Origin of the sequence: Nocardioides ginsengisegetis, from assembly GCF_014138045.1 — a bacterium.
Lineage (GTDB): Bacteria > Actinomycetota > Actinomycetes > Propionibacteriales > Nocardioidaceae > Nocardioides > Nocardioides ginsengisegetis.
On sequence record NZ_JACGXA010000003.1, the window covers coordinates 163,706 to 182,650 of the forward strand.

The 18,945-nt window shown below is 72.7% G+C and carries 16 protein-coding genes; 8 read left to right on the plus strand and 8 right to left on the minus strand.

What is annotated here, in order from left to right:
- Window positions 1–16 precede the first annotated feature (16 nt).
- Both FB382_RS20335 and FB382_RS20340 read left to right on the plus strand, forming a co-directional pair.
- Complete coding sequence (locus FB382_RS20335; protein ID WP_246378474.1) at window positions 17–1,633, plus strand: FAD-binding oxidoreductase; 1,617 nt, start codon at window positions 17–19, stop codon at window positions 1,631–1,633.
- Window positions 1,630–2,547: a diacylglycerol kinase family protein gene (locus tag FB382_RS20340; RefSeq protein WP_182541785.1), complete on the plus strand. Its 918-nt coding sequence runs from the start codon at window positions 1,630–1,632 to the stop codon at window positions 2,545–2,547. The genes FB382_RS20335 and FB382_RS20340 overlap by 4 nt, the downstream gene beginning before the upstream one ends.
- Window positions 2,548–2,550: 3 nt before the next feature.
- Here the strand turns inward: FB382_RS20340 and FB382_RS20345 are convergent, their stop codons facing one another.
- A complete protein-coding gene (locus FB382_RS20345; RefSeq protein WP_182541786.1) occupies window positions 2,551–3,219 on the minus strand; it encodes a pirin family protein in 669 nt (222 codons plus the stop codon).
- Window positions 3,220–3,234: 15 nt separating this feature from the next.
- Between FB382_RS20345 and FB382_RS20350 the strand changes: the two genes are divergently transcribed.
- From FB382_RS20350 to FB382_RS20360, 3 genes are all read left to right on the plus strand, one after another.
- Window positions 3,235–4,593 (plus strand): GH1 family beta-glucosidase, encoded by a 1,359-nt coding sequence (locus tag FB382_RS20350; protein WP_182541787.1) that lies wholly within the window; start codon window positions 3,235–3,237, stop codon window positions 4,591–4,593.
- A 297-nt stretch (window positions 4,594–4,890) separates the two neighbouring features.
- A complete protein-coding gene (locus FB382_RS20355; protein WP_343055703.1) occupies window positions 4,891–6,078 on the plus strand; it encodes an HNH endonuclease signature motif containing protein in 1,188 nt (395 codons plus the stop codon).
- Between the two features lie 294 nt (window positions 6,079–6,372).
- Window positions 6,373–6,642, plus strand: a complete 270-nt coding sequence (locus tag FB382_RS20360) for a hypothetical protein (protein WP_182541789.1) — start codon at window positions 6,373–6,375, stop codon at window positions 6,640–6,642.
- Between the two features lie 105 nt (window positions 6,643–6,747).
- Here FB382_RS20360 and FB382_RS20365 read toward each other — a convergent pair whose 3' ends face one another.
- Window positions 6,748–7,062: a cold shock domain-containing protein gene (locus FB382_RS20365; protein ID WP_182541790.1), complete on the minus strand. Its 315-nt coding sequence runs from the start codon at window positions 7,060–7,062 to the stop codon at window positions 6,748–6,750.
- Window positions 7,063–7,169: 107 nt separating this feature from the next.
- Between FB382_RS20365 and FB382_RS20370 the strand changes: the two genes are divergently transcribed.
- Window positions 7,170–7,703, plus strand: a complete 534-nt coding sequence (locus FB382_RS20370) for a hypothetical protein (RefSeq protein WP_182541791.1) — start codon at window positions 7,170–7,172, stop codon at window positions 7,701–7,703.
- 11 nt (window positions 7,704–7,714) lie between these two features.
- On the opposite strand, the gene FB382_RS20375 is transcribed toward FB382_RS20370, so the two are convergent.
- From FB382_RS20375 to FB382_RS20385, 3 genes are read right to left on the minus strand one after another with little or no spacing between them, the layout of a single operon-like run.
- Window positions 7,715–8,359 carry a sulfotransferase gene (locus FB382_RS20375; RefSeq protein ID WP_182541792.1) on the minus strand — a complete coding sequence of 215 codons (645 nt, stop codon included), beginning with the start codon at window positions 8,357–8,359 and terminating at the stop codon, window positions 7,715–7,717.
- On the minus strand, window positions 8,356–9,051 hold the full coding sequence (locus FB382_RS20380) for a methyltransferase domain-containing protein (protein ID WP_182541793.1): 696 nt from the start codon (window positions 9,049–9,051) through the stop codon (window positions 8,356–8,358). Before FB382_RS20380 ends, FB382_RS20375 begins: the two co-directional genes overlap by 4 nt.
- 10 nt (window positions 9,052–9,061) lie before the next feature.
- A complete protein-coding gene (locus FB382_RS20385; RefSeq protein ID WP_182541794.1) occupies window positions 9,062–10,966 on the minus strand; it encodes a glycosyltransferase family protein in 1,905 nt (634 codons plus the stop codon).
- A gap of 84 nt (window positions 10,967–11,050) precedes the next feature.
- On the opposite strand from FB382_RS20385, the gene FB382_RS20390 reads away from it, so the two are divergent.
- Window positions 11,051–12,148, plus strand: coding sequence for a sulfotransferase family protein (locus tag FB382_RS20390; RefSeq protein WP_182541795.1), 1,098 nt, complete (start codon window positions 11,051–11,053; stop codon window positions 12,146–12,148).
- 4 nt (window positions 12,149–12,152) lie between these two features.
- Window positions 12,153–15,143, plus strand: coding sequence for a hypothetical protein (locus FB382_RS20395; RefSeq protein WP_182541796.1), 2,991 nt, complete (start codon window positions 12,153–12,155; stop codon window positions 15,141–15,143).
- Here the strand turns inward: FB382_RS20395 and FB382_RS20400 are convergent.
- The 3 genes from FB382_RS20400 to FB382_RS20410 are packed head-to-tail and all read right to left on the minus strand — an operon-like array spanning window position 15,140 to window position 18,867.
- The gene (locus FB382_RS20400; RefSeq protein ID WP_182541797.1) at window positions 15,140–16,285 is read right to left on the minus strand and encodes a MalY/PatB family protein; all 1,146 of its coding nucleotides are present in this window, start codon (window positions 16,283–16,285) and stop codon (window positions 15,140–15,142) included. The genes FB382_RS20395 and FB382_RS20400 overlap by 4 nt on opposite strands.
- Before the next feature lie 30 nt (window positions 16,286–16,315).
- Entirely contained in the window at window positions 16,316–18,337 is a 2,022-nt protein-coding gene (locus FB382_RS20405; protein ID WP_182541798.1) for an oxidoreductase, read from the minus strand.
- Window positions 18,334–18,867, minus strand: coding sequence for a PadR family transcriptional regulator (locus tag FB382_RS20410; protein ID WP_125037181.1), 534 nt, complete (start codon window positions 18,865–18,867; stop codon window positions 18,334–18,336). Before FB382_RS20410 ends, FB382_RS20405 begins: the two co-directional genes overlap by 4 nt.
- Between the last annotated feature and the right edge of the window lie 78 nt (window positions 18,868–18,945).

Here is an 18,945-nt window from a genome sequence, read left to right on the forward strand (position 1 = left end):
TGTCACACTGTAACACATGACGGACTCGACGACCTCCCCCGCAGCAGCCCCGGGGCTGCCCTTCGAGCAGACCGAGATGCACCCCCAGCGCTGGGGCAGCCCGGACCGCGCGGCCGCCCTGCCCGAGTCGGCGCGCGGCCTGGTCGAGATGGCCTTCGGCGTCGACGAGCGGCCCGCGCTGGAGTCCCCGGCGCTGCCCGCTCCGGCGATCGAGCCGTCCCTGCTGGACGCCCTGCGCGACCTCGTCGGCGCCGAGCACGTCATCACCGACGACGAGACCCGCCGGCTCCGCACCCGTGGCAAGTCGACCCCCGACCTGATCCGCGCCCGCACCGGCGACCTGTCCGACGCTCCCGACGCGGTCGTGCGCCCCGGCGGCCACGCCGACGTCGTGGCCGTGCTGGCCTGGGCCGTGGAGCACCACGTGGCGGTCGTCCCCTTCGGCGGCGGTACGTCGGTCACGGGTGGCCTGGCCGCCCGCCGCGACGGCTACGCCGGGCTCGTCTCGCTCGACCTGGTCCGGATGAAGTCGCTGCTGGCGGTCGACCCCGTCTCGATGACCGCCACCCTCGAGCCCGGCCTGCGCGGACCCGAGGCCGAGGCGCTGCTCGCCGAGCACGGCCTGACCCTGGGCCACTACCCGCAGTCGTTCGAGTACGCCTCGATCGGCGGCTTTGCCGCGACCCGTTCCTCGGGCCAGTCCAGCGCCGGCTACGGCCGCTTCGACGCGCTCGTCGTGGGCCTGACCGTGGCCACCCCCACCGGCGACCTGACCCTCGGCTCGGCGCCCGCCAACGCGGCCGGCCCCGACCTGCGCCAGCTGCTGCTCGGCTCCGAGGGCGCCTTCGGCGTGATCACCGCCGTCACCGTCCGGGTCCGGAAGCTGCCGGCCGTCAAGCTCTACGAGGGCTGGCGCTGGGCCTCCTTCGCCGAGGGGGCCGCCGCGATGCGGACCTTGGCGCAGACCGGGCTGCTGCCCACGGTCATCCGGCTCTCCGACGAGTCCGAGACCGCGATCAACCTGGCCCGCCCCGAGGAGATCGGCGGCGAGGCCGCCGGCGGCTGCCTGATGATCACCGGCTACGAGGGCGAGCAGGCCGCGGTCGACGCCAAGCGCGCCGCGGTCACCGCCGTCCTGGAGGGGCTCGGCGGCACCGCCCTGGGCGAGGGCCCGGGCGAGGCGTGGGCGCACGGTCGCTTCAACGCGCCCTACCTCCGTGACTCCATGCTCGACGTCGGTGTGCTGGTCGAGACGCTGGAGACCGCGACGTTCTGGTCCAACATGGACACCCTCTACACCAGCGTGAAGTCCGCCCTCGAGACCTCGCTCGGCGCCGGGACGATCGTGCTCTGCCACATCTCGCACGTCTACGAGACCGGCTGCTCCCTCTACTTCACCGTCGCCACCAAGGAGGCCGAGGAGCCGCTCGCCCAGTGGCAGGCCGCCAAGGTCGCGGCCAGCGACGCGATGATCGCGGCCGGTGCGACGATCACCCACCACCACGCCGTCGGCACCGACCACAAGCCGTGGCTGGCCCAGGAGATCGGACCCGTCGGCGTGCAGGTGCTGCGCGCGGTCAAGGCCGAGCTCGACCCGACCGGCATCCTCAACCCGGGGGTCCTGATCCCGTGAGCCTCCAGACCCGATCGTTCACGTTCCTGGTCAACCCCGCCTCCGGCGGCGGTGCCGCCCCGGACGCCGTCGTGCCCGTCGCGCGGCTGCTCCGCGAGGCCGGCTCGACCGTCGACGTCACCTACTCGCCCGGGCCCCGGGCGATGGGCGCGATCGTCACCTCGGCCATCGAGCGCGGCGACGTGGTCGTCTCGGTCGGCGGCGACGGCATGCTCTCCTCGCTGGCCGGCGCCGTCTCCACCGGCGGCGGCACGCTGGCCGTGCTGCCGGCCGGGCGCGGCAACGACTTCGCCCGGATGCTCGGGCTGCCCGACGCCCCCGATGCGCAGGCACGGTTGCTGCTCGAGGGCGACGTACGCCGCGTGGACCTGCTCGCCCTCACCCTCCCCGGCGCCGAGCCGCGGCTGGTCGCGGGCTCGGTCTACTCCGGCGTGGACGCGCGGGCCTCGGAGATCGTCGACCGGGCGCACTGGCTGCCGCGGAAGCTGCAGTACCCCTATGCGGCGCTGCGTTCGCTCGCGGCCTACCAGCCCGGCCGCTACCGCGTCAGCGTCGACGGCGTCGAGCGGGAGTACTCCGCCGCCACCGTCGTCGTCGCCAACTCCGCCTACTACGGCAAGGGCATGAAGATCGCCCCGTCCGCCTCCGTCGACGACGGCATCCTCGACGTGGTCGTCATCGAGGCCGCGTCCAAGCTCGAGCTGATGCGCTCGCTGCCGACCGTGTACGACGGCGCGCACGTCGACCGGCCCGAGGTCACCATCCTCACCGGTCGCCGCGTGGAGATCCGCGGTCGCGCCCGCACGCCGATCCCGGTCGGCGGTGACGGCGAGCCACTGGGTCACCTGCCGGGGCTGACCGACCAGCCGGCGACCGTCGAGGTGCTGCCGGGGGCGCTGGCCGTCATCGCCTGACGCCTATCCGGGGAACGTCCAGACGAGCAGCTCGGTCGGCACCGCCGCGGTCACCTCGACCCCGGGCACGTCGGTGAACCGGAACGCGTCGCCCTGCGACAGCGGCTCGGCCAGGGACGAGCGGATCAGTGCGCCCTTGCCGACGTAGACGTGCTGCAGCGGGTCGTCGGGCAGCGTCAGGGTGTCGCCGGCCGCGAGGCTGGCGACCAGGAAGCGGCCGCCGGCGACGGCCGCCGCCTCGACCAGCTCGCCGGACACCAGCGCCACCTCACGCACGTCGTACGACGGCTCGCCGCCCGACGTCTCGGGGCGCAGCCAGGCCTGGACGAAGCGGGTCGGCCCGACGCCGGTCGCGGCCACCTCGGCGTGCGTGATGCCCGTGCCGGCCGACTGCACCTGCACCATCCCGGGGCGGACGAGCGTGGCCGCGCCGGTGGAGTCGGTGTGCTCGACCGCGCCGTCGAGGACCCACGTGACGATCTCGAGGTCGGAGTGCCGGTGCTCGGGGAAGCCCACCCCCGGGCCGAGCAGGTGCTCGTCGTGGCAGACCAGCGGCCCGAAGCCGAGGTTGTCGGGGTCGTAGTGCTCCCCGAAGGCGAACGAGTGGCGGGTGTCCCGTCCCCGATCTCGGGTACGGAATCGTTGGGTAGCCCGACGGATCTCAACAGTCACGGGCATGATTGTCGCGTGCCCCCGCCCCACCCCGAGAGCCACCCCGAGCTCCCTCCCGGCTTCCGCTTCGGCACCAGCACCGCGGCGTACCAGATCGAGGGCGCCGCCCACGAGGACGGCAAGGGCCCCAGCGTCTGGGACGCCTTCGCCGCGCAGCCCGGACGGATCAAGGACGGGTCGACGGGCGAGGTGGCCTGCGACCACTACCACCGGTACGCCGAGGACGTCGCGCTGATGAAGCAGCTCGGCGTCGGCGGCTACCGCTTCTCGCTGTCCTGGCCGCGGATCCAGCCCACGGGCGCCGGCAAGCCCAACGAGAAGGGCCTGGACTTCTACGACCGGTTGATCGACACGCTCCTCGACGCGGGCGTGCAGCCGATGGTCACGCTCTACCACTGGGACCTGCCGCTGGCCCTCGAGGACGACGGCGGCTGGATCAACCGGGCCACCATCGACCGCTTCGCCGACTTCGCCAGCATCGTCGGGGAGCGCTACGCCGACCGGGTCGAGCACTGGATCCCGATCAACGAGCCCAACGTCGTCACGATGATGGGCTACGCGACCGGGGTGCACGCGCCGGGCCGCACCCTGATGTTCGACGCCCTGCCCGTCGCCCACCACCTGCTCCTCGGCCACGGACGCGCCGCGATCGCGCTGCGTGCCGCCGGCGCCACGAGCATCGGGTGCGCCAACAACCACGCGCCGATGTGGCCGGCCAGCGACCTGCCCGAGGACGTCGGGGCGACCAAGCTCTTCGACGCGATCTGGAACGGCATGTTCCTCGAGCCGATGCTGCTCGGGCGCTACCCCGCCGACCTCCAGCCGTTGCTCGCGAACAACATCGAGCCCGGCGACATGGCCACGATCCGGCAGCCCCTCGACTTCTACGGTGTCAACTACTACAACCCCATGAAGGTCGCGGCGGCCCCGGAGGACTCCGAGATGCCGTTCCTCCTGGGCGAGCTGCTCGGCTACCCGACCACCGACTTCGGCTGGCCGGTCGTCCCCGACGCGCTGCGCGAGTGGCTGATCACCTTCCGCGCCCGCTTCCGCGCCGCCCTGCCGCCGATCATGATCACCGAGTCGGGCTGCTCCTACGGCATGGGTCCCGACGCCGATGGGGTGGTCGACGACCAGCCCCGCATCGACTACCTCGACGCCCACCTGCGTGCCGTCGCCACCGCCGTCCAGCGCGGGGTCGACGTGCGCGGCTACTACACGTGGTCGTTGCTCGACAACTTCGAGTGGGCCGAGGGGTTCACGCAGCGCTTCGGGCTCGTGCACGTCGACTACGAGACGCAGAAGCGCACGCCGAAGCGCTCGTTCCAGTGGTACGCCGACACGATCGCGGCGCAGACCAAGTCCGTCGGCTAGCCGGCTCGCTGGTTGGGGCCTACACCGACGTCGGGTGCGGGTTGCCGCGCCTGCGGCGCGGTTCAGAGAATTACGTGGCCACCGCAGGGTTCGCACGAGGTGCCTCCGGGCCCTGCTTTCCGGGTTTCGGCTTCTTCGCTCGACCGTCGTGATCGAGGTTTCAAAATTCTCTCGATTCTTTACCTTTCTTCGGTCGAAATAGGGCCTCTGGCCTGCGGTTTTGTCGGTGGTCCCTGCTGGAATTGATCCATGACAGCGATGGTCCAGCAGCCTCCTCGACACCAGGTGTCGCGCGCTGTGGCTGCTGTCCATGAACTGTTCGACGCGGTGTCCGATGCGTCGTTGTGGTCGATGTCGACCGAGGAGGCCGCGGCGACTCTGGCGGCGGCCACCCGGATGGTCGCGCGAGCGCAGGAGATCGAGATGCGGGTCGCCGAGCACGCCAAGACCGTCGGCGTCGGGGAATCCGTCGGGGCGACCTCGACGACCAACTTCTGGGCGCACGCGACCAAGCAGACTCAGACCGCCGCGCACGGCAAGATGCGCCTCGCGGTCGCGCTGGCCGCCCGGCCGGCTCTGCGTACGGCGGTCGCCGCGGGTGACGTGCTGGTCGACCAGGCGCGGGTGATCGTCGATGCGGTCGAGGTCCTCCCGGTCGAGCATCGCGACGAGGCCGAGGCGATGCTGATCAAGTTCGCCGCCGAGCACGACGCGCAGGCGTTGAAGAGGCTGGGTCGGCGGATCCTGGAGTTCCTGGACCCCGAGGCAGCGGACGCCCACGAGGCGAAGCAGCTCGAGGCCGAGGAACGCGACGCCGCCCGGTCCACCAAGCTGACCATGACCGATGACGGGCACGGCAAGGTGCACGGACGGTTCACGCTGCCGTCCGCGCAGGCCGCGATGCTGAAGAAGGCGCTGCTCGCGTTCGCCGCCCCGAAGCACCGTGCCGCGGTCGACGGGTGTGTCGGTGAGCGGCGGCCGTCGGCGGAGCGGATGGGGCAGGCGTTCGTCGAGCTGATCGAGCGCTACCCGACCAAGTTGCTCCCCAAGGCCGGCGGGGTGTCCGCCACGGTCGTGGTGACGATGGACATCTCCACCCTGATGGGCGGCCTGAAGGCAGCCTCCCTGGACACCGGGGAGCGGATCACCGCCGGCCAAGCCAGAAGGCTCGCCTGTGAGGCGGGGATCATCCCCGCCGTCCTCGGCGGGAAGTCCCAGGTCCTCGACCTCGGCCGCAAGCGCCGGTTCCACAGCGAGTCCCAGCGGATCGCGATGGCCATCGAGCAGGGCGGCTGCAACGCCGAGGGGTGCGACTGGCCACCCGGCCTGTGTCACGGCCACCACCCCATCCCGTGGAGCCTGGGCGGCGAGACGAACAAGGACGGCATGCTCCTCTGTCCCCACCACCACGCGAGGGCCCATGACCCGAAGTTCACGATGACCAAACAGTCCGGCGGGAAGGTCGCCTTCACCAGGCGGACATAGGCCGACGTACGACCAATCTGTGAACCTTGATCACGACGGTCGAGCCAGGCGACCGAAAGTCGGCAAGCAGGGCCCGGAGGCACCTCGTGCGAGCCCTGCGGTGACCACGTAATCCTGTGAACCGCGCCGTAGGCGCGGCCACCTGCACCCGACGGCGGCGCCCAAGGCCCTGAGTCTGGGGCGGGTCGAGGGAGCCCGCGACCAGGTCGGCCGCGTCTGTGTTGCCGCCGCCGGGCGGACATGGGTCAGCGATCGTTCCGTTTGGCAAGAAACAGTCGGGGTAGCGTGCCGCCAATGAGCAACGAGTCAGAAGACACCGGGCTGACCACCAGTCAGTTGTGGCGCATGGCCTGGGTACTTGGCCTCGTCGCGGTGGGCTCCTGTTTCGTGCTCGGCCAGCACGCCGCAGACCACACTCGTGTGCAGTCAGGGCAGCTCGTCTGGCTCGCCGTCGGTATCACCTCAGCCATCTTCTCGGGCTGCTGCGCCGTGCTCGTCGGGGTCAAGTCCGCCGAAAGCCGACTCACACGGTGGGCACGGGAATCCGACCGCGCCGACCGCTAGGCGCTCAAGACCCCGCACACCCGTGCTCGCTCGGCACCTCGAGACCTGACCGCCGGATCGCTCGGGTGCGGTAGACGAGGCGGCGGTTGCGAGACCTGGGCCCGATCAGTCGGCCGCTTGGTCGTCGTCGAACTCGAGCCTGAGCGAGCTGCGGTAGGCCGCGGAGGGCTCTGTCGACTCCTGCTCCGGCGGGGACGGGTCCCCACCCGCGGGCCAGACGGCCGTGGCGCTGAACGCGTAGCCGTCCTGGTCGACAGGCTGGAACGTGAACTCCACGTCCTGCCCCGCGTCGAGCGTGCGGTAGCCACGGACCCGCACCACGCCGAAGTGCGCCCAGCAGCCGCCGGGAGTTTCCGCGGAGTCGATGACACCCCACCCGTCGTCGTGGTGCCATTCCCGCACCTGACCCTGGGAGCTCATGGGTCGAGTGTCCTCGGCGCCGCAGCCGATCGCACGGCGTTTGTTGACGCCCGGGGAGGTTCACGATCAGTGTTCGGGCATTCGGATCACGGAGTGGAGGTGCGGACATGAGGCCTGCACGTCACACGGCTGCCCTCGTCGCCTGCGGCCTGGCCCTGGTCGCGCTCGGGTCCGGATGCGGCGCCACGGCTGCCGATGACCGTTCCGCACCGGTGTCGGCGAGGTCCGCCACGCCCACGCCCACGCCAACGACGGCGCCGCTGGAGCTCCCCTCCAACTTCGTGCGCCTGATGGCACACCACGGCTATGTGCTCGACCAGGGGAATGCCGCCGACGCGAGCATCGACGCCGACACCGCTGTCATCAGGGCGCGCACGGGTTACGGCCTCTTCAGCGACACCGATCCCGCGGTCGCCGCCTACTACCTGGTCACCACGCCGCGCGGCGGGCCGCTGGAGAATCCCCAGGATCCGGGCTCTCCCGTGGAGCCCGACCTCGACCACGCGCCCATGTGGGTCGTCTACGCCCGGACCGACGTCCTCAAGGACGAGTCACACCCGTCGCGGGGGTGGGTTCTCGGCAGCGTCGTGGTCTTCGTGGACGCGACGACGGGCCGGGCCGAGCAGGCCATCACCTACTAGCGGCCGGTGGGTCAGGTCGAGTGCCGCACGGCCATCGTCGCGCGGACCTGCTCCTCGTCGTAGGGCTCGCCGAGCCAGGCGTACATCGCGGCGAGCGTCGACGGGTCGGCGACGTACTCGTCGTAGTGGACGCGGTACGCCGCGTCGCCGAGGTCGTCGGCGACGTCGAGGATCCGCCGCTCGATGCCGGCGAGCTGGTCGGACTTGTCGCCGTCGGCCCACCACTTGCTCTTGAGGACGTCGGCGTGGTCGCGGGTGTTGACGAGGAACCGGGCTCCGGGGAAGACCTCGCGCAGCCACGCGACGTACTCCGGGAGGTCCGGCTGGTACCAGCGGATCTCCTTGAAGCCGGTGACGCGGGTGTCCTCCTTGGGCCGCAGCACCGTGTCGAGGACGAGCCGCCGGGTCTTGGCGAGCGCCTTGCGGCGCGGGTAGTCGGCGGCGCCGAACCACGGGTGCGTGCGCATCCGGAGCGCGTCGGTGGGGCCGGCCTCGCTGGCCCGCTCCATCGCCCGGTGGAAGTCGTAGAGGTGGTGCACGGCGTCGTGGTTCTCGCCGCGGATGAGCCAGCCCGGCTGGGCGTTGAGCAGGCCGGAGAGCAGGGTGGAGCCCGACCGGCCGTAGGTCATGACGAACAGGTAGGACAGGTCCCTCATCGACGCCGCAGGACGTACATCGACTGCCCGTCGGTCTCCCGGCCGTGGACGTACTGCTCGACGGCGAGGCCGGCGTCCCAGAGCGTCGCCTCGAAGAAGCGGCGGTCGAAGCGCACGCAGTGCAGCGCGCCCTTCCAGTCCAGCTTGAGGTAGTCGGTGGGGTTCTCCACGCAGTCGGGGACGTCCTCCTCGACGAACGCGGTCATCCACGCGCGGCCCTCGGGCGACAGGATCCGGGCGATCGTGCGGCCGTAGCCGGCGATGTCCTCGGTGAGCATGTGGGAGAACACCGAGTAGGAGTAGAGGACGTCGACGCTGCCCGGCTCCGCCGGGATGTCGTAGGTCTCGTCGCCGTCGGGGTTGTAGCGCGCGTTCTTCTGGTCCACCAGCGTGAAGCGGGTGTGCGCGTCGCTGAGGTGGTCCCGTGCCCAGTTGAGCAGCTCGGGCTGGACGTCGACGCCGTGGTAGTCGGCCACGTGACCGAGCAGGTGCTTGACGCCGACGGCGAGGCGGCCCGCGCCGCAGCCCCAGTCGAGGAGCGTCTTGCGGCGGGTCAGGCCCGCCGTACGACGCAGCATCCGCACGTCACGGATCCCGGCCTCGATGAAGTCCTGGTCCTTCTTGAAGTGCGCGCCGCCCATGCGCAGCGGGCCGGGCGGAAGCGGGATGTCCATCGGCAGGTCGGTGCTCACCCGGGGGAGTCTACGAGCGGGTGGCGCGTTGTCGCAGGGCCGCGTCGAGCAGCGTGGCGGCGCGGGCGTCGAAGGAGTGCTCGGCCACCACCCGGTGCGCGGTGGCCAGGCGGGCGTCCGCATCGGGGTAGTGCCGCTCGAAGTCGCCGGTGGCGAGCCGTCGGAAGTCGTCGACGTCGCGGAAGACCGGCACCGCGTCGTCCACCACGTCGCTCAGCCCCGCCACGTCGTCGCTGAGCAGCCGGGCGCCGCAGGCCAGCGCGTCGAAGACGCGGTTGGAGACGAACCCCTCGGTCCGCATGTCCTCCCAGTGGTCGTTGAGCACCAGCCCGGCGCCGGCGTAGAGCCGCCCGAGCTCCTCGTTGGGCACCGACGTGCCCGCGACGTCGGGCCACCACTCGGCCCAGCCGGTGCCGTAGAGGGTGAGGTCGGCGCCGGTCTCGCGGGCCGCCGCGACCACGGGGCGCAGGACGCCGCGCGAGCCGCCGACGAAGAGGAGCCGGGGGCCCGTGTCGGGGGCGGCGAGGCCGGGGTGGAAGCGGGTCGGGTCGGTGCACTGGAGCAGCGGGGTGATCGGAAGGCCCCACTCGCGGCTGCGGTGCGCGGACCAGGCGGTGCCGGCGGCGAACGCGACGTCGTACGCCGCGCACTCGGCCCCCGTGACGTCCTCGGGGTGGCTGATCACCCACAGCAGGTTGACCGGGCCGGGCTGGGGGGCGACGGCGTCGAGGCCGCGGATCGTCAGCACCACGTCGTCGGTGCTGCGCGACGCGCGGCCGCGGGTCTCGGGGTGGTCGACGGTGACCCACTGGCCGAGCCGGCCCAGCGCGTCGGCGAGGGAGCGGGCGAAGTGCAGGTCGCCCCAGTGCCCGCCGATGCCGGCCGGGGCGGCGATGTCGAGGGCCCAGCGCAGGGCGGGGCGCCCTTCGACCACCCGGATCGGCTCCCCGGCCTCGTCGTACCCGGCCCGACCCAGCAACTGCTGGGTGGTGGACAGCCGGGCGGGGGTCGCCGGCTCGGACGGCGGCCCGTCCTCGCGGGGCTGGACGACCCGGCTCGACGCGACGAGGACCGTGTCGCCGTCGGCTCCCTCCCGGCGGGCGAGGACGCCCGGCCAGGGCGCCGGCAGCGCGAGGCCGTCGAGCCGCTCGGCGTCGCCGGTCGGATGCCCCACCAGCAGCGGGGCAACGCCATCCGAGGTGTACGCCGCTCCGGCGGCCGCGACGGTGAAGTCGGGCGCGAGCAGCAGCGGCTGGGCGGACGCGACCCCGTCGCGTTCCAGCGCGGCGACCAGGTCGTCGAGCCAGGGCCAGCGCGGGGCGTTGACCGACGGCCGGACGTCGACGACGACGCGCGCCGGGACGGGCTCGGTCGGGGCGACGACCCGCACGGACGGCAGTCCGCCCGCGACCGACCGCAGCACCCGTGTCGCGGCCACCCCGTCGGTGACGAGCAGCGCGGTGGCGTCGGGGTGGAACCGGGCGAGGTGCCGGGCCCAGCCGACGGCGCGCGCCGGGTCGGCCACCTCGACGCGGACGACGACGTCGGCGAGCGGCGACCGGGGCAGGTCGGGGAGCAGCTCGGCCGGGTCGTGGTCGGCCAGCCACTCCTCCAGCGGCCCGGTCTCCTCGATGTCCACGAGCGGGTGTGGCGAGCGGGTCCGCTCGTGCGGGGAGCCGAGGTAGAAGCTCAGGGGGTCGGGCGCCTTCTTGCGCCACTTGCCGCCGGGGTAGATCCACCGCGGCTCGAAGAGCGGGTGCGGCGAGAGCTCCTCGTCCTGCTCGGTCACCCAGTGGGTGGCGGCCTCGGCGCGGGAGCCGAAGGTCCGCCCGGCCTGCGCGGCGTACCAGTCGGGGTCGAAGAGACGCGACTCCACGACGAGCGCGATCGCGGCTTCCTCGGCGGCGCTGGGCATCGCTCGACTCCTCTCCCGGGGGTGCTGGCAGGGCCCAGCCTGCACCACACGGGGCGGCCCCGGCGTTGCCGTAGGCTGACCGCCATGTCGAGCCCCTCGGCGGACCGCCCCGCGTCCCGGCAGCCAGCCCCCGCATCCTCCCGTCGCATCGTGTTCGTCGTCGGCTCCGGCCGCAGCGGCACCAGCACGATGTCGGGGATCCTCCAGACGCTCGGGATGCACGTGCCCCAGCCCGAGGTGACCCCGGACGAGACCAACCCCAAGGGCTTCGGCGAGCCGCAGTGGGTCGTGGACCTCCACGACGAGCTGCTCAAGCGCAGCAACGTGGCCGTCTCCGACGCTCGCCCCGGCGCCTGGCTCGAGGCCGGCAAGCTCGCCACGGTCGACCCGCTGCGCGACCGCCTGCACGCCTGGCTGGAGCAGCAGTTCGAGGAGGGCGGCGACGCCCTGGTCATCAAGGACCCGCGGCTCGCTTGGTTCATGGGCCTGTGGCGCGCCGCCGCGATCCGGGCCGGTGCCGAGCCGACGTACATCACCATGCTGCGCCCGGTGACCGAGGTCGTCGGCAGCAAGCAGCGGCACTACAACTCCCGCTTCGGGGAGGTCAACCGGACCGCCGCGTGGGTCAACATGATGCTGCACACCGAGCGCGCCACCCGTGGCTCGACGCGGGCCTTCGTCCGCTACCACGACCTGCTCTCGGACTGGACCGTCCCGGTCTTCCAGCTCGGCGAGCGGCTGCACCTCGACGCCGTCCAGCGCGCGTCGGCCAACGACATCCGTGCGGTCCACCAGTTCATCGACCCCTCGCTGCGCCGCGTGCAGCTGACGTGGGACGACATGGAGGTGCCGGCCCGCCTGCAGGAGATCGCCGAGGAGTCCTCCCAGGCGCTCAGCCGGCTCGCGGACGAGGACGGCGACATCCCCGAGGTGCACGCCACGCTCGACGAGCTGCGCGCCGCCTACTCGGAGTTCTACGAGGAGGCCGAGGCGGTCACCCAGTCGACGGTCGCCGCCGTACGCCGCGCGGCCGGCGGTGGCCCCGGCGGCCCGGGCAACGGGGGGCCGAAGCAGCCCGAGCCGGAGCCGAGCCGGGTCGACGTCGTCCCGCACAAGGTGCGCGCGATGATCCCCGCCAGCGTCCGCCGCGGGGCCCGCAAGGCCCTGGGCAAGGAGCGCTGATCGCGTGACCGCCGAGATCACCGCCGACATCCCCAACCGCGAGGGCCACGAGGGCTTCGACGTCGTCTGGCCCTGGCAGGAGGGGCCGCTCAAGCCCGGCCTGACCTGCGTCTTCCGCGTCCGCAACGAGGCCCGCAACCTCCCGTGGGTGCTGCCGCCGATGCTCGAGGCGGTCCAGCACGTCGTCCTCGTCGACAACATGTCCGACGACGGCACCGGCGAGGTCGCCCTCGAGGTGGCCCGCTCGGTCGGCGCCGAGGACCGGTTCACGCTCGCGACGTACCCCTTCAACGTCAGCCGCGCCGGCGCCGAGCACCTGCGCACGCCGGCCGACTCGGTGCACTCGCTGACGCACTTCTACAACTGGTCGTTCTCGCACGTGAAGACCGCCTACTCCATGAAGTGGGACGGCGACATGGTGCTGACCCGCGAGGGCGTCGCCGCGCTGTCCGACCTGAGCTGGCAGCTGGAGAACTCCCAGGCCGTCGTGGCCGTGCCGCGCCACCCGCTCACCGTGGTCAACGAGTCCGAGGCGTGGATCGACCTCGGCATGAAGTTCCTGGAGCCGTGGGTCTATCCCATGGGCCCGGAGTTCACGTTCGTGAAGGCCTTCGAGTGGGAGGTGCGGGAGTTCCCCGAGACCTCCGAGCGGATCGTGCTCAACGACGGCCTGTGCGTGGAGCTGAAGTGGCTCGACCAGGACGAGTTCGCGCACTGGACCGACACCGACTTCGGCAAGGCGCGGGCGCCGCGCAAGCAGCGCGAGTGGGAGGTCGACCGGGCCATCCGCGAGGGGCGCGCCAACGCCGTGCCCGGGCTGGTCCGGATCGTCGCGCCGCCGGGCGTCCACGTCGTCGACCACGTCACCGACACCTGGCTGCCCGAGGCCGAGCGACCGCTCGTACGCCGCGGACGCGGCGCGGGCGGCATCTCCCGCGCCGCCGCGGAGACCGTGCAGGCGACGCAGGCCGCCGCGGCGTCGGCCGTGAAGGCCGCCGACCAGGCCGCCGCGGACGCCGATGACGACTCTGACGACGAGGACGACGACACCCCGGCCCAGCGCGGTCAGGGCGGCCAGGGGGGCGGTCGCCGCGAGGCCAAGATCAAGGACCTGCCGGGCGGCACCGGCGAGCTGACCGACGCCATCCTGGCCCGCAGTCCCCACGTCGAGCGGCTGCGCCAGTTCGTGCGCAACTCCCCGGCGCCGGCCCTGGTGATGCTGCACCCCGACCTGGAGTACCTCCGCCCGATCTTCCCCGAGGCCTGCGACCTGCTGGTGCTGCCGGCCCACGAGGTCCCGGAGGGGGGTCGCTGGGGGATGATCATGCTCGTCGCGCCCGACCGCGACGCCCTGCGGCGCACCTGCCCCGCGCTGCCGCCGACCCGCGGATCGCAGCGGATCGCGCTCTGGCTGGACGAGTCGGACCGGGCGATCACGCTCGACCCGCGTTCGGACTGGCCGGTGATGACCCACCTGCACGCGCGCCGCATCAGCCGCACCGCGGCCCTGACGATGGCGATCTTCGGCGACCCGGTCTCCGGGCACGCCGCGCTTGCCGAGATCGCCCGCCAGTCCGTGCCGCACGACGTCGGCAACCGCGGCCTCCGCGTCGCGGTCCACGGCGACGCGATCGCACCCCCGGGTGACGTCAACGCCGTGCGCATCGACGAGGTGCTCAGCGCCGCCGACCCCGAGCGCGACGTGCCGCCCGACGTGGTGCTCACCGACGGTCCCCGCGACATCGTGCTGCCCGAGCACCCGGTGCTCGGCCGGGCCCCGGTCGTCGTCGACGACACGTCCGGCCCGCTCGCGCTGGGCCCGCTCGACGAGCGGATCCTCAACCCGATCGGCTTCGGGCCGGTCGAGGACGACGCCACCAACGCCACCCTCGGTGTGCAGGAGGACGGCGCCACCTCGCTCGTGATCGACGGGCAGCTGCACCGCGTCGAGCTGGGCCGCGGCGCCACCGAGGCGCTGGTCCGCTCGCTGCGGCCGGCCCGCGGCGTCGAGCTGACCTGGCCCGAGACCGAGGACCGCGGCCTGGCCCGCGCCGTCGCCGGCCTCGCCATGACCGGTGTCCCGCTCGTCACCGCCACGGTCCCGACGTGGGCGGCCGACCTGCTCGGCCCGGCCGTCTCCGCGGCGATCACCGCCGAGGTCGACCTCGCCGACCGGCTGGCCCGCGAGGAGCACAGCATCGTCCAGCGGCGGGCCGCGCTGCGGGAGTTCGCGTCGTTCGGCTGGCGCAGCCGGATCGGCGCGGCCGTCGGCGTACGCGTCGCCAGCCAGCCGTCGGTCTCGGTCGTGCTCGCCACCAAGCGCCCCGACCGCCTCGACTTCGCGCTGCGCCAGGTGGCGCGCCAGCGTGGCCTCGACGGGCTCGAGCTCGTCCTCGCGCCGCACGGCTTCGACGTCGACGAGGCCCACGCCCGCAAGATCCTCGGCGAGGACAAGCAGCTCACGCTGCTCCCGCAGTCGGCGGACACGATGTTCGGCGACGTGCTCGCCGCCGCGACCACCGCGGCCTCCGGCGACGTGGTGCTGAAGATGGACGACGACGACTGGTACGGCCCCGACCTCGTGGCCGACCTGCTCCTCGCCCGCACCTACAGCGGCGCCGACCTGGTCGGCACGCCCGCGGAGTTCGTCTACCTCGAGCCGCGCGACCTCACGATCCGGCGCAACGACCCCTCGGAGATGTACGCCAAGTTCGTCGCCGGCGGCACGATGATGATGGAGAAGGGGACGCTGCGCAGCCTCGGCGGCTTCCGCCAGGTCCGCAAGTACGTCGACGCGACCCTGCTCTCCGACGTGCTCGGCGCCGGGCTGTCGCTCTACCGCACCCAGGGCCTGGGCTACGTCTTCCGTCGCGGCGACGCCGGGCACACGTGGGAGGCGTCGGTCGACTTCTTCCTCGACCCCGACCGGATCCAGGCGAAGTGGGACGGGCTGCGGCCCTCGCGGCTGCTGGAGCTCGACCCGGCCGACCTCTAGGGTCGCGACCCCGCGACGGCGGCGGCCAGCCGCTCGACCATCTGCTCCAGTCGGAGCGGCGTGGTCGCGGTGTTGAGGCGGACGTGCCCGGCGAGCCCGGGCTGGTAGGCCTGCCCGGCCGCGACCCGCACGCCGTGCTCCAGCCCGGCGGCGGCCGGGTCCTCGAGGCCGTAGTCGCGCAGGTCGACCCACGGGAGGTACGTCGCCTCCAGCGGCCGCATCCGCGCCTTGGGCAGGTGGGTCTCGAGCAACTGGGCCAGCAGGGTCCGTTGCTCGGTGAGCCGGGTGACGAGCGCGGCGTGCCAGTCGTCGCAGTCGGTCCAGGCGGTGACGGCGGCGATCATCCCGAGCGGGGAGTAGGCGTGGTTCTGGGGCAGCGGGATCGCCCGGAGGGCTGACTGCTCGGCCTCGTCGAGCACCACGACCTGGGCGGTGTGCAGGCCGGCGGTGTTGAACGTCTTGGAGTGGCTGGTGACGAGGATGCCGGTGGGGTCGACCTCCAGGTAGGGCGTGAACGTCGCTCCGGGCAGGACCAGCGGGCCGTGGATCTCGTCGGCGACCACGCGGGCGCCGTACTGCTGGGCGAGCGTGGCCAGGGCCTCGAGCTCGTCGCGTCGCGGGACCCGGCCGAGGGGGTTGTGCGGGTTGCAGAGCAGCAGCGTGCGGGCGCCGGCGGCGAAGGCTTCCTCGACCTGCTGCAGGTCGAGCGCTGCGGCGTCCTGGTCCTCGGTGTCCGGGTCGACGGTGACGTGCACGAGCTCGCGGCCGGTGAGGGTGACGATGTCGCGAAACGGCGGGTAGCACGGCAGCGGCACCACAACGGGTCCCGGCGGGCAGAGCACCTCGAGCGCGATCCGGATGCCGGCGATCACGTCGCCGACCACGACGCTCGCGTCGGCCGGCGGGCTCCACGACCAGTGCCGGTCGGCGAACCCGGTTAGCGCCGCGCCCACCCCGAGGTCGCCGAACGGCGGATAGCCGGCCGTGCCGCGACGCACGGCTGCCGTGACCGCCTCGACGATCGGCTCGGCCAGCGCGAAGTCCATCTCCGCCACCCACGCCGGCACCACCCCCGGCTCGACCGCGCCCCACTTGCAGGGCAGGGCCTCGCGGGCCTGTTCATCGGTGAGGTCGACGATCATGCGGCGACCCTAGCCAGCCGACGAATCTCCTCAGAGCGAGGCCGCCACCCGGGTGCCCTGCTCGATCGCCCGCTTGGCGTCCAGCTCGGCGGCGACGTCTGCCCCGCCGATGAGGTGCGCGCGGCGGTGGCGGCCGTCGGACGAGCCGGCGGTGAGCACCTCGTCGTACAGGCACCGGACGGACTCCTGGCCGGCGCAGAGGACGACGTGGTCGACGTCGAGGACGCGCGGCTCGCCATCGACGGTCACGTGCAGGCCTTCGTCGTCGACGCGGTCGTAGGTGACGCCACTGACCTGCACGACACCCGACTGCTTGAGCACGGCGCGGTGCGCCCAGCCCGAGGTCTTGCCCAGGCCGATGCCGATCGGGGTGGTCTTGCGCTGCAGCAGGGTGACCTCGCGGACCGGGGTGCGCGGCTTGCGCTCGGTCAGGCCGCCGGGGTGCACCGACGGGTCGCCGACGCCCCAGTGCGCCATCCAGTCGTCGAGGTCGTCGGCCGGGTCGTGGGTCAGGAAGTGGCTGACGTCGACGCCGATCCCGCCCGCGCCGATCACGGCCACGCGCCGCCCCGGCACGACGGCCCCGGACAGCACGTCGGCGTACGACACCACCTTGTCGTGGTCGATGCCCACCAGCTCCGGGACCCGCGGCCGGACGCCGGTGGCCACGACCACCTCGTCGTACGCCGCGAGGTCGGCCGCCGTCGCCTCGGTGCCGAGTCGCACGTCGACGCCGAGGACCTCGAGGCGGCGGGTGTAGTAGCGCAGCGTCTCGGCGAAGTCCTCCTTGCCGGGGACGGCCATGGCGAGCCGGAACTGGCCGCCGACCGACCCGGACTTCTCGAAGAGCGTGACCGCCAGCCCTCGCTCGGCGGCCGACACGGCTGCCGACAGCCCGGCGGGGCCGGCGCCGACGACCGCGACGGTCTTCTTCCGGACGGTGGGGGACAGGACGAGCGTGGTCTCGCGGCAGGCGCGCGGGTTGACCAGGCAGGAGGCCTTCTGGTTCTTGAACACGTGGTCCAGGCACGCCTGGTTGCAGGCGATGCAGGTGTTGATCTCGTCGGCCCGGCCGGCACGCGCCTTGGCCACGATCTCCGGGTCGGCCAGCAGCGGCCGCGCCATCGAGACCAGGTCGGCCTCGCCCGACGCGAGGATCTCCTCGGCCATCGCGGGGCTGTTGATCCGGTTGGACGCGCAGACCGGCACCGACACCTCGGCCTTGAGCCGCGCGGTCGCGGAGCGCCAGGCGCCCTGCGGGACCTGGGTGATGATCGTGGGCACGCGTGCCTCGTGCCAGCCGATGCCCGTGTTGAGGAGGGTGACGCCGGCCTGCTCGAGGCCGTGCGCGAGCTCCACGACCTCGTCCCAGGTCTGGCCGCCCTCAACCAGGTCGAGCAGCGAGATCCGGTACATGATCGGGAAGTCGTCGCCCACGAGGTCACGGGCCCGTCGCACGACCTCGAGCGGGAAGCGCATCCGCTTCTGCGCGGTGCCGCCCCACTCGTCGGTGCGGTCGTTGGTCCGCGCGGCGAGGAACTGGTTGATCAGGTAGCCCTCGGACCCCATCACCTCGACGGCGTCGTACCCCGCCTTCACCGCGAGCGCGACGGTCTTCGCGAAGTCGGTGGCGGTGCGGTCGACGGCCTTCGTGGACAGGGCGCTGGGGCGGAACGGCGTGATCGGCGACTTCTTGTTCGACGCGCTCACGCTCAGCGGGTGGTAGCCGTAGCGGCCGGCGTGGAGCACCTGCAGGGCGATCGCGCCGCCCTCGTCGTGCACCGCGCCGGTGACCTCGCGGTGCCGCATCGCCTGCAGCCGCGTCGTGAGCTCCGAGGCCAGCGGCTTGAGCCAGCCGCGCTTGTTGGGGGCGTAGCCGCCGGTGACGATCAGGCCGACCTCGCCGCGGGCGCGCTCGGCGAAGTACGCCGCCAGCGCCGGCAGGTCGCGGACGCTGTCCTCGAGCCCGGTGTGCATCGAGCCCATGACGACCCGGTTGCGGATCGTGAGGTTGCCCAGGGTGATCGGGGTGAGCAGGTGGGGGTAGTTCATCGCTCGTGTGCCTCCAGGTACTCGGTGAGCCACTCGACCCAGAACCGCTCCGTGCGGATGCCTCCGCGCAGGACGAGGTACTGGTCGAGCTCGGGTCCGGTCAGGGTCTCGGGGTGGGGGTGGTCGCGCTTCTCGAGCTGCTCGTAGTGCGCCAGCCGGAGCTGGTGGTCGGCCAGGTTGGCGCGGACGACCTCGAGCACCGCGCCGGGATCGGCGTACGACGCCCCGCGCATCTTCACGGCCAGCTCGCTGCGCAGCGGCTCCATCGGGGTGGGTGCGGCCAGCCAGTCGGCGAGCACGCGCTCGCCGGCCGGCGAGACGGCGTACACCTTCTTGTCCGGCTTGCCGGTCTGCGCCACCTCGGTGACCTCGACCCAGCCGTCGGCGTCCATCCGGGCCAGCACCTTGTAGATCTGCTGGTGGGTGGCGTGCCAGAAGAAGCCGATCGAGCGGCCGAAGCGCTTGGCGAGCTCGAGCCCGGACGCCGGCTGCTCGCGCAGCGCGACGAGGAGGGCGTGTTCGAGGGCCATGGCGGACATCGTGCCGGACCTATGCAACGAGTTGCAAGAGTCGGTCGCGTCACACCCCTTGATAGGTACCCCTAGGGG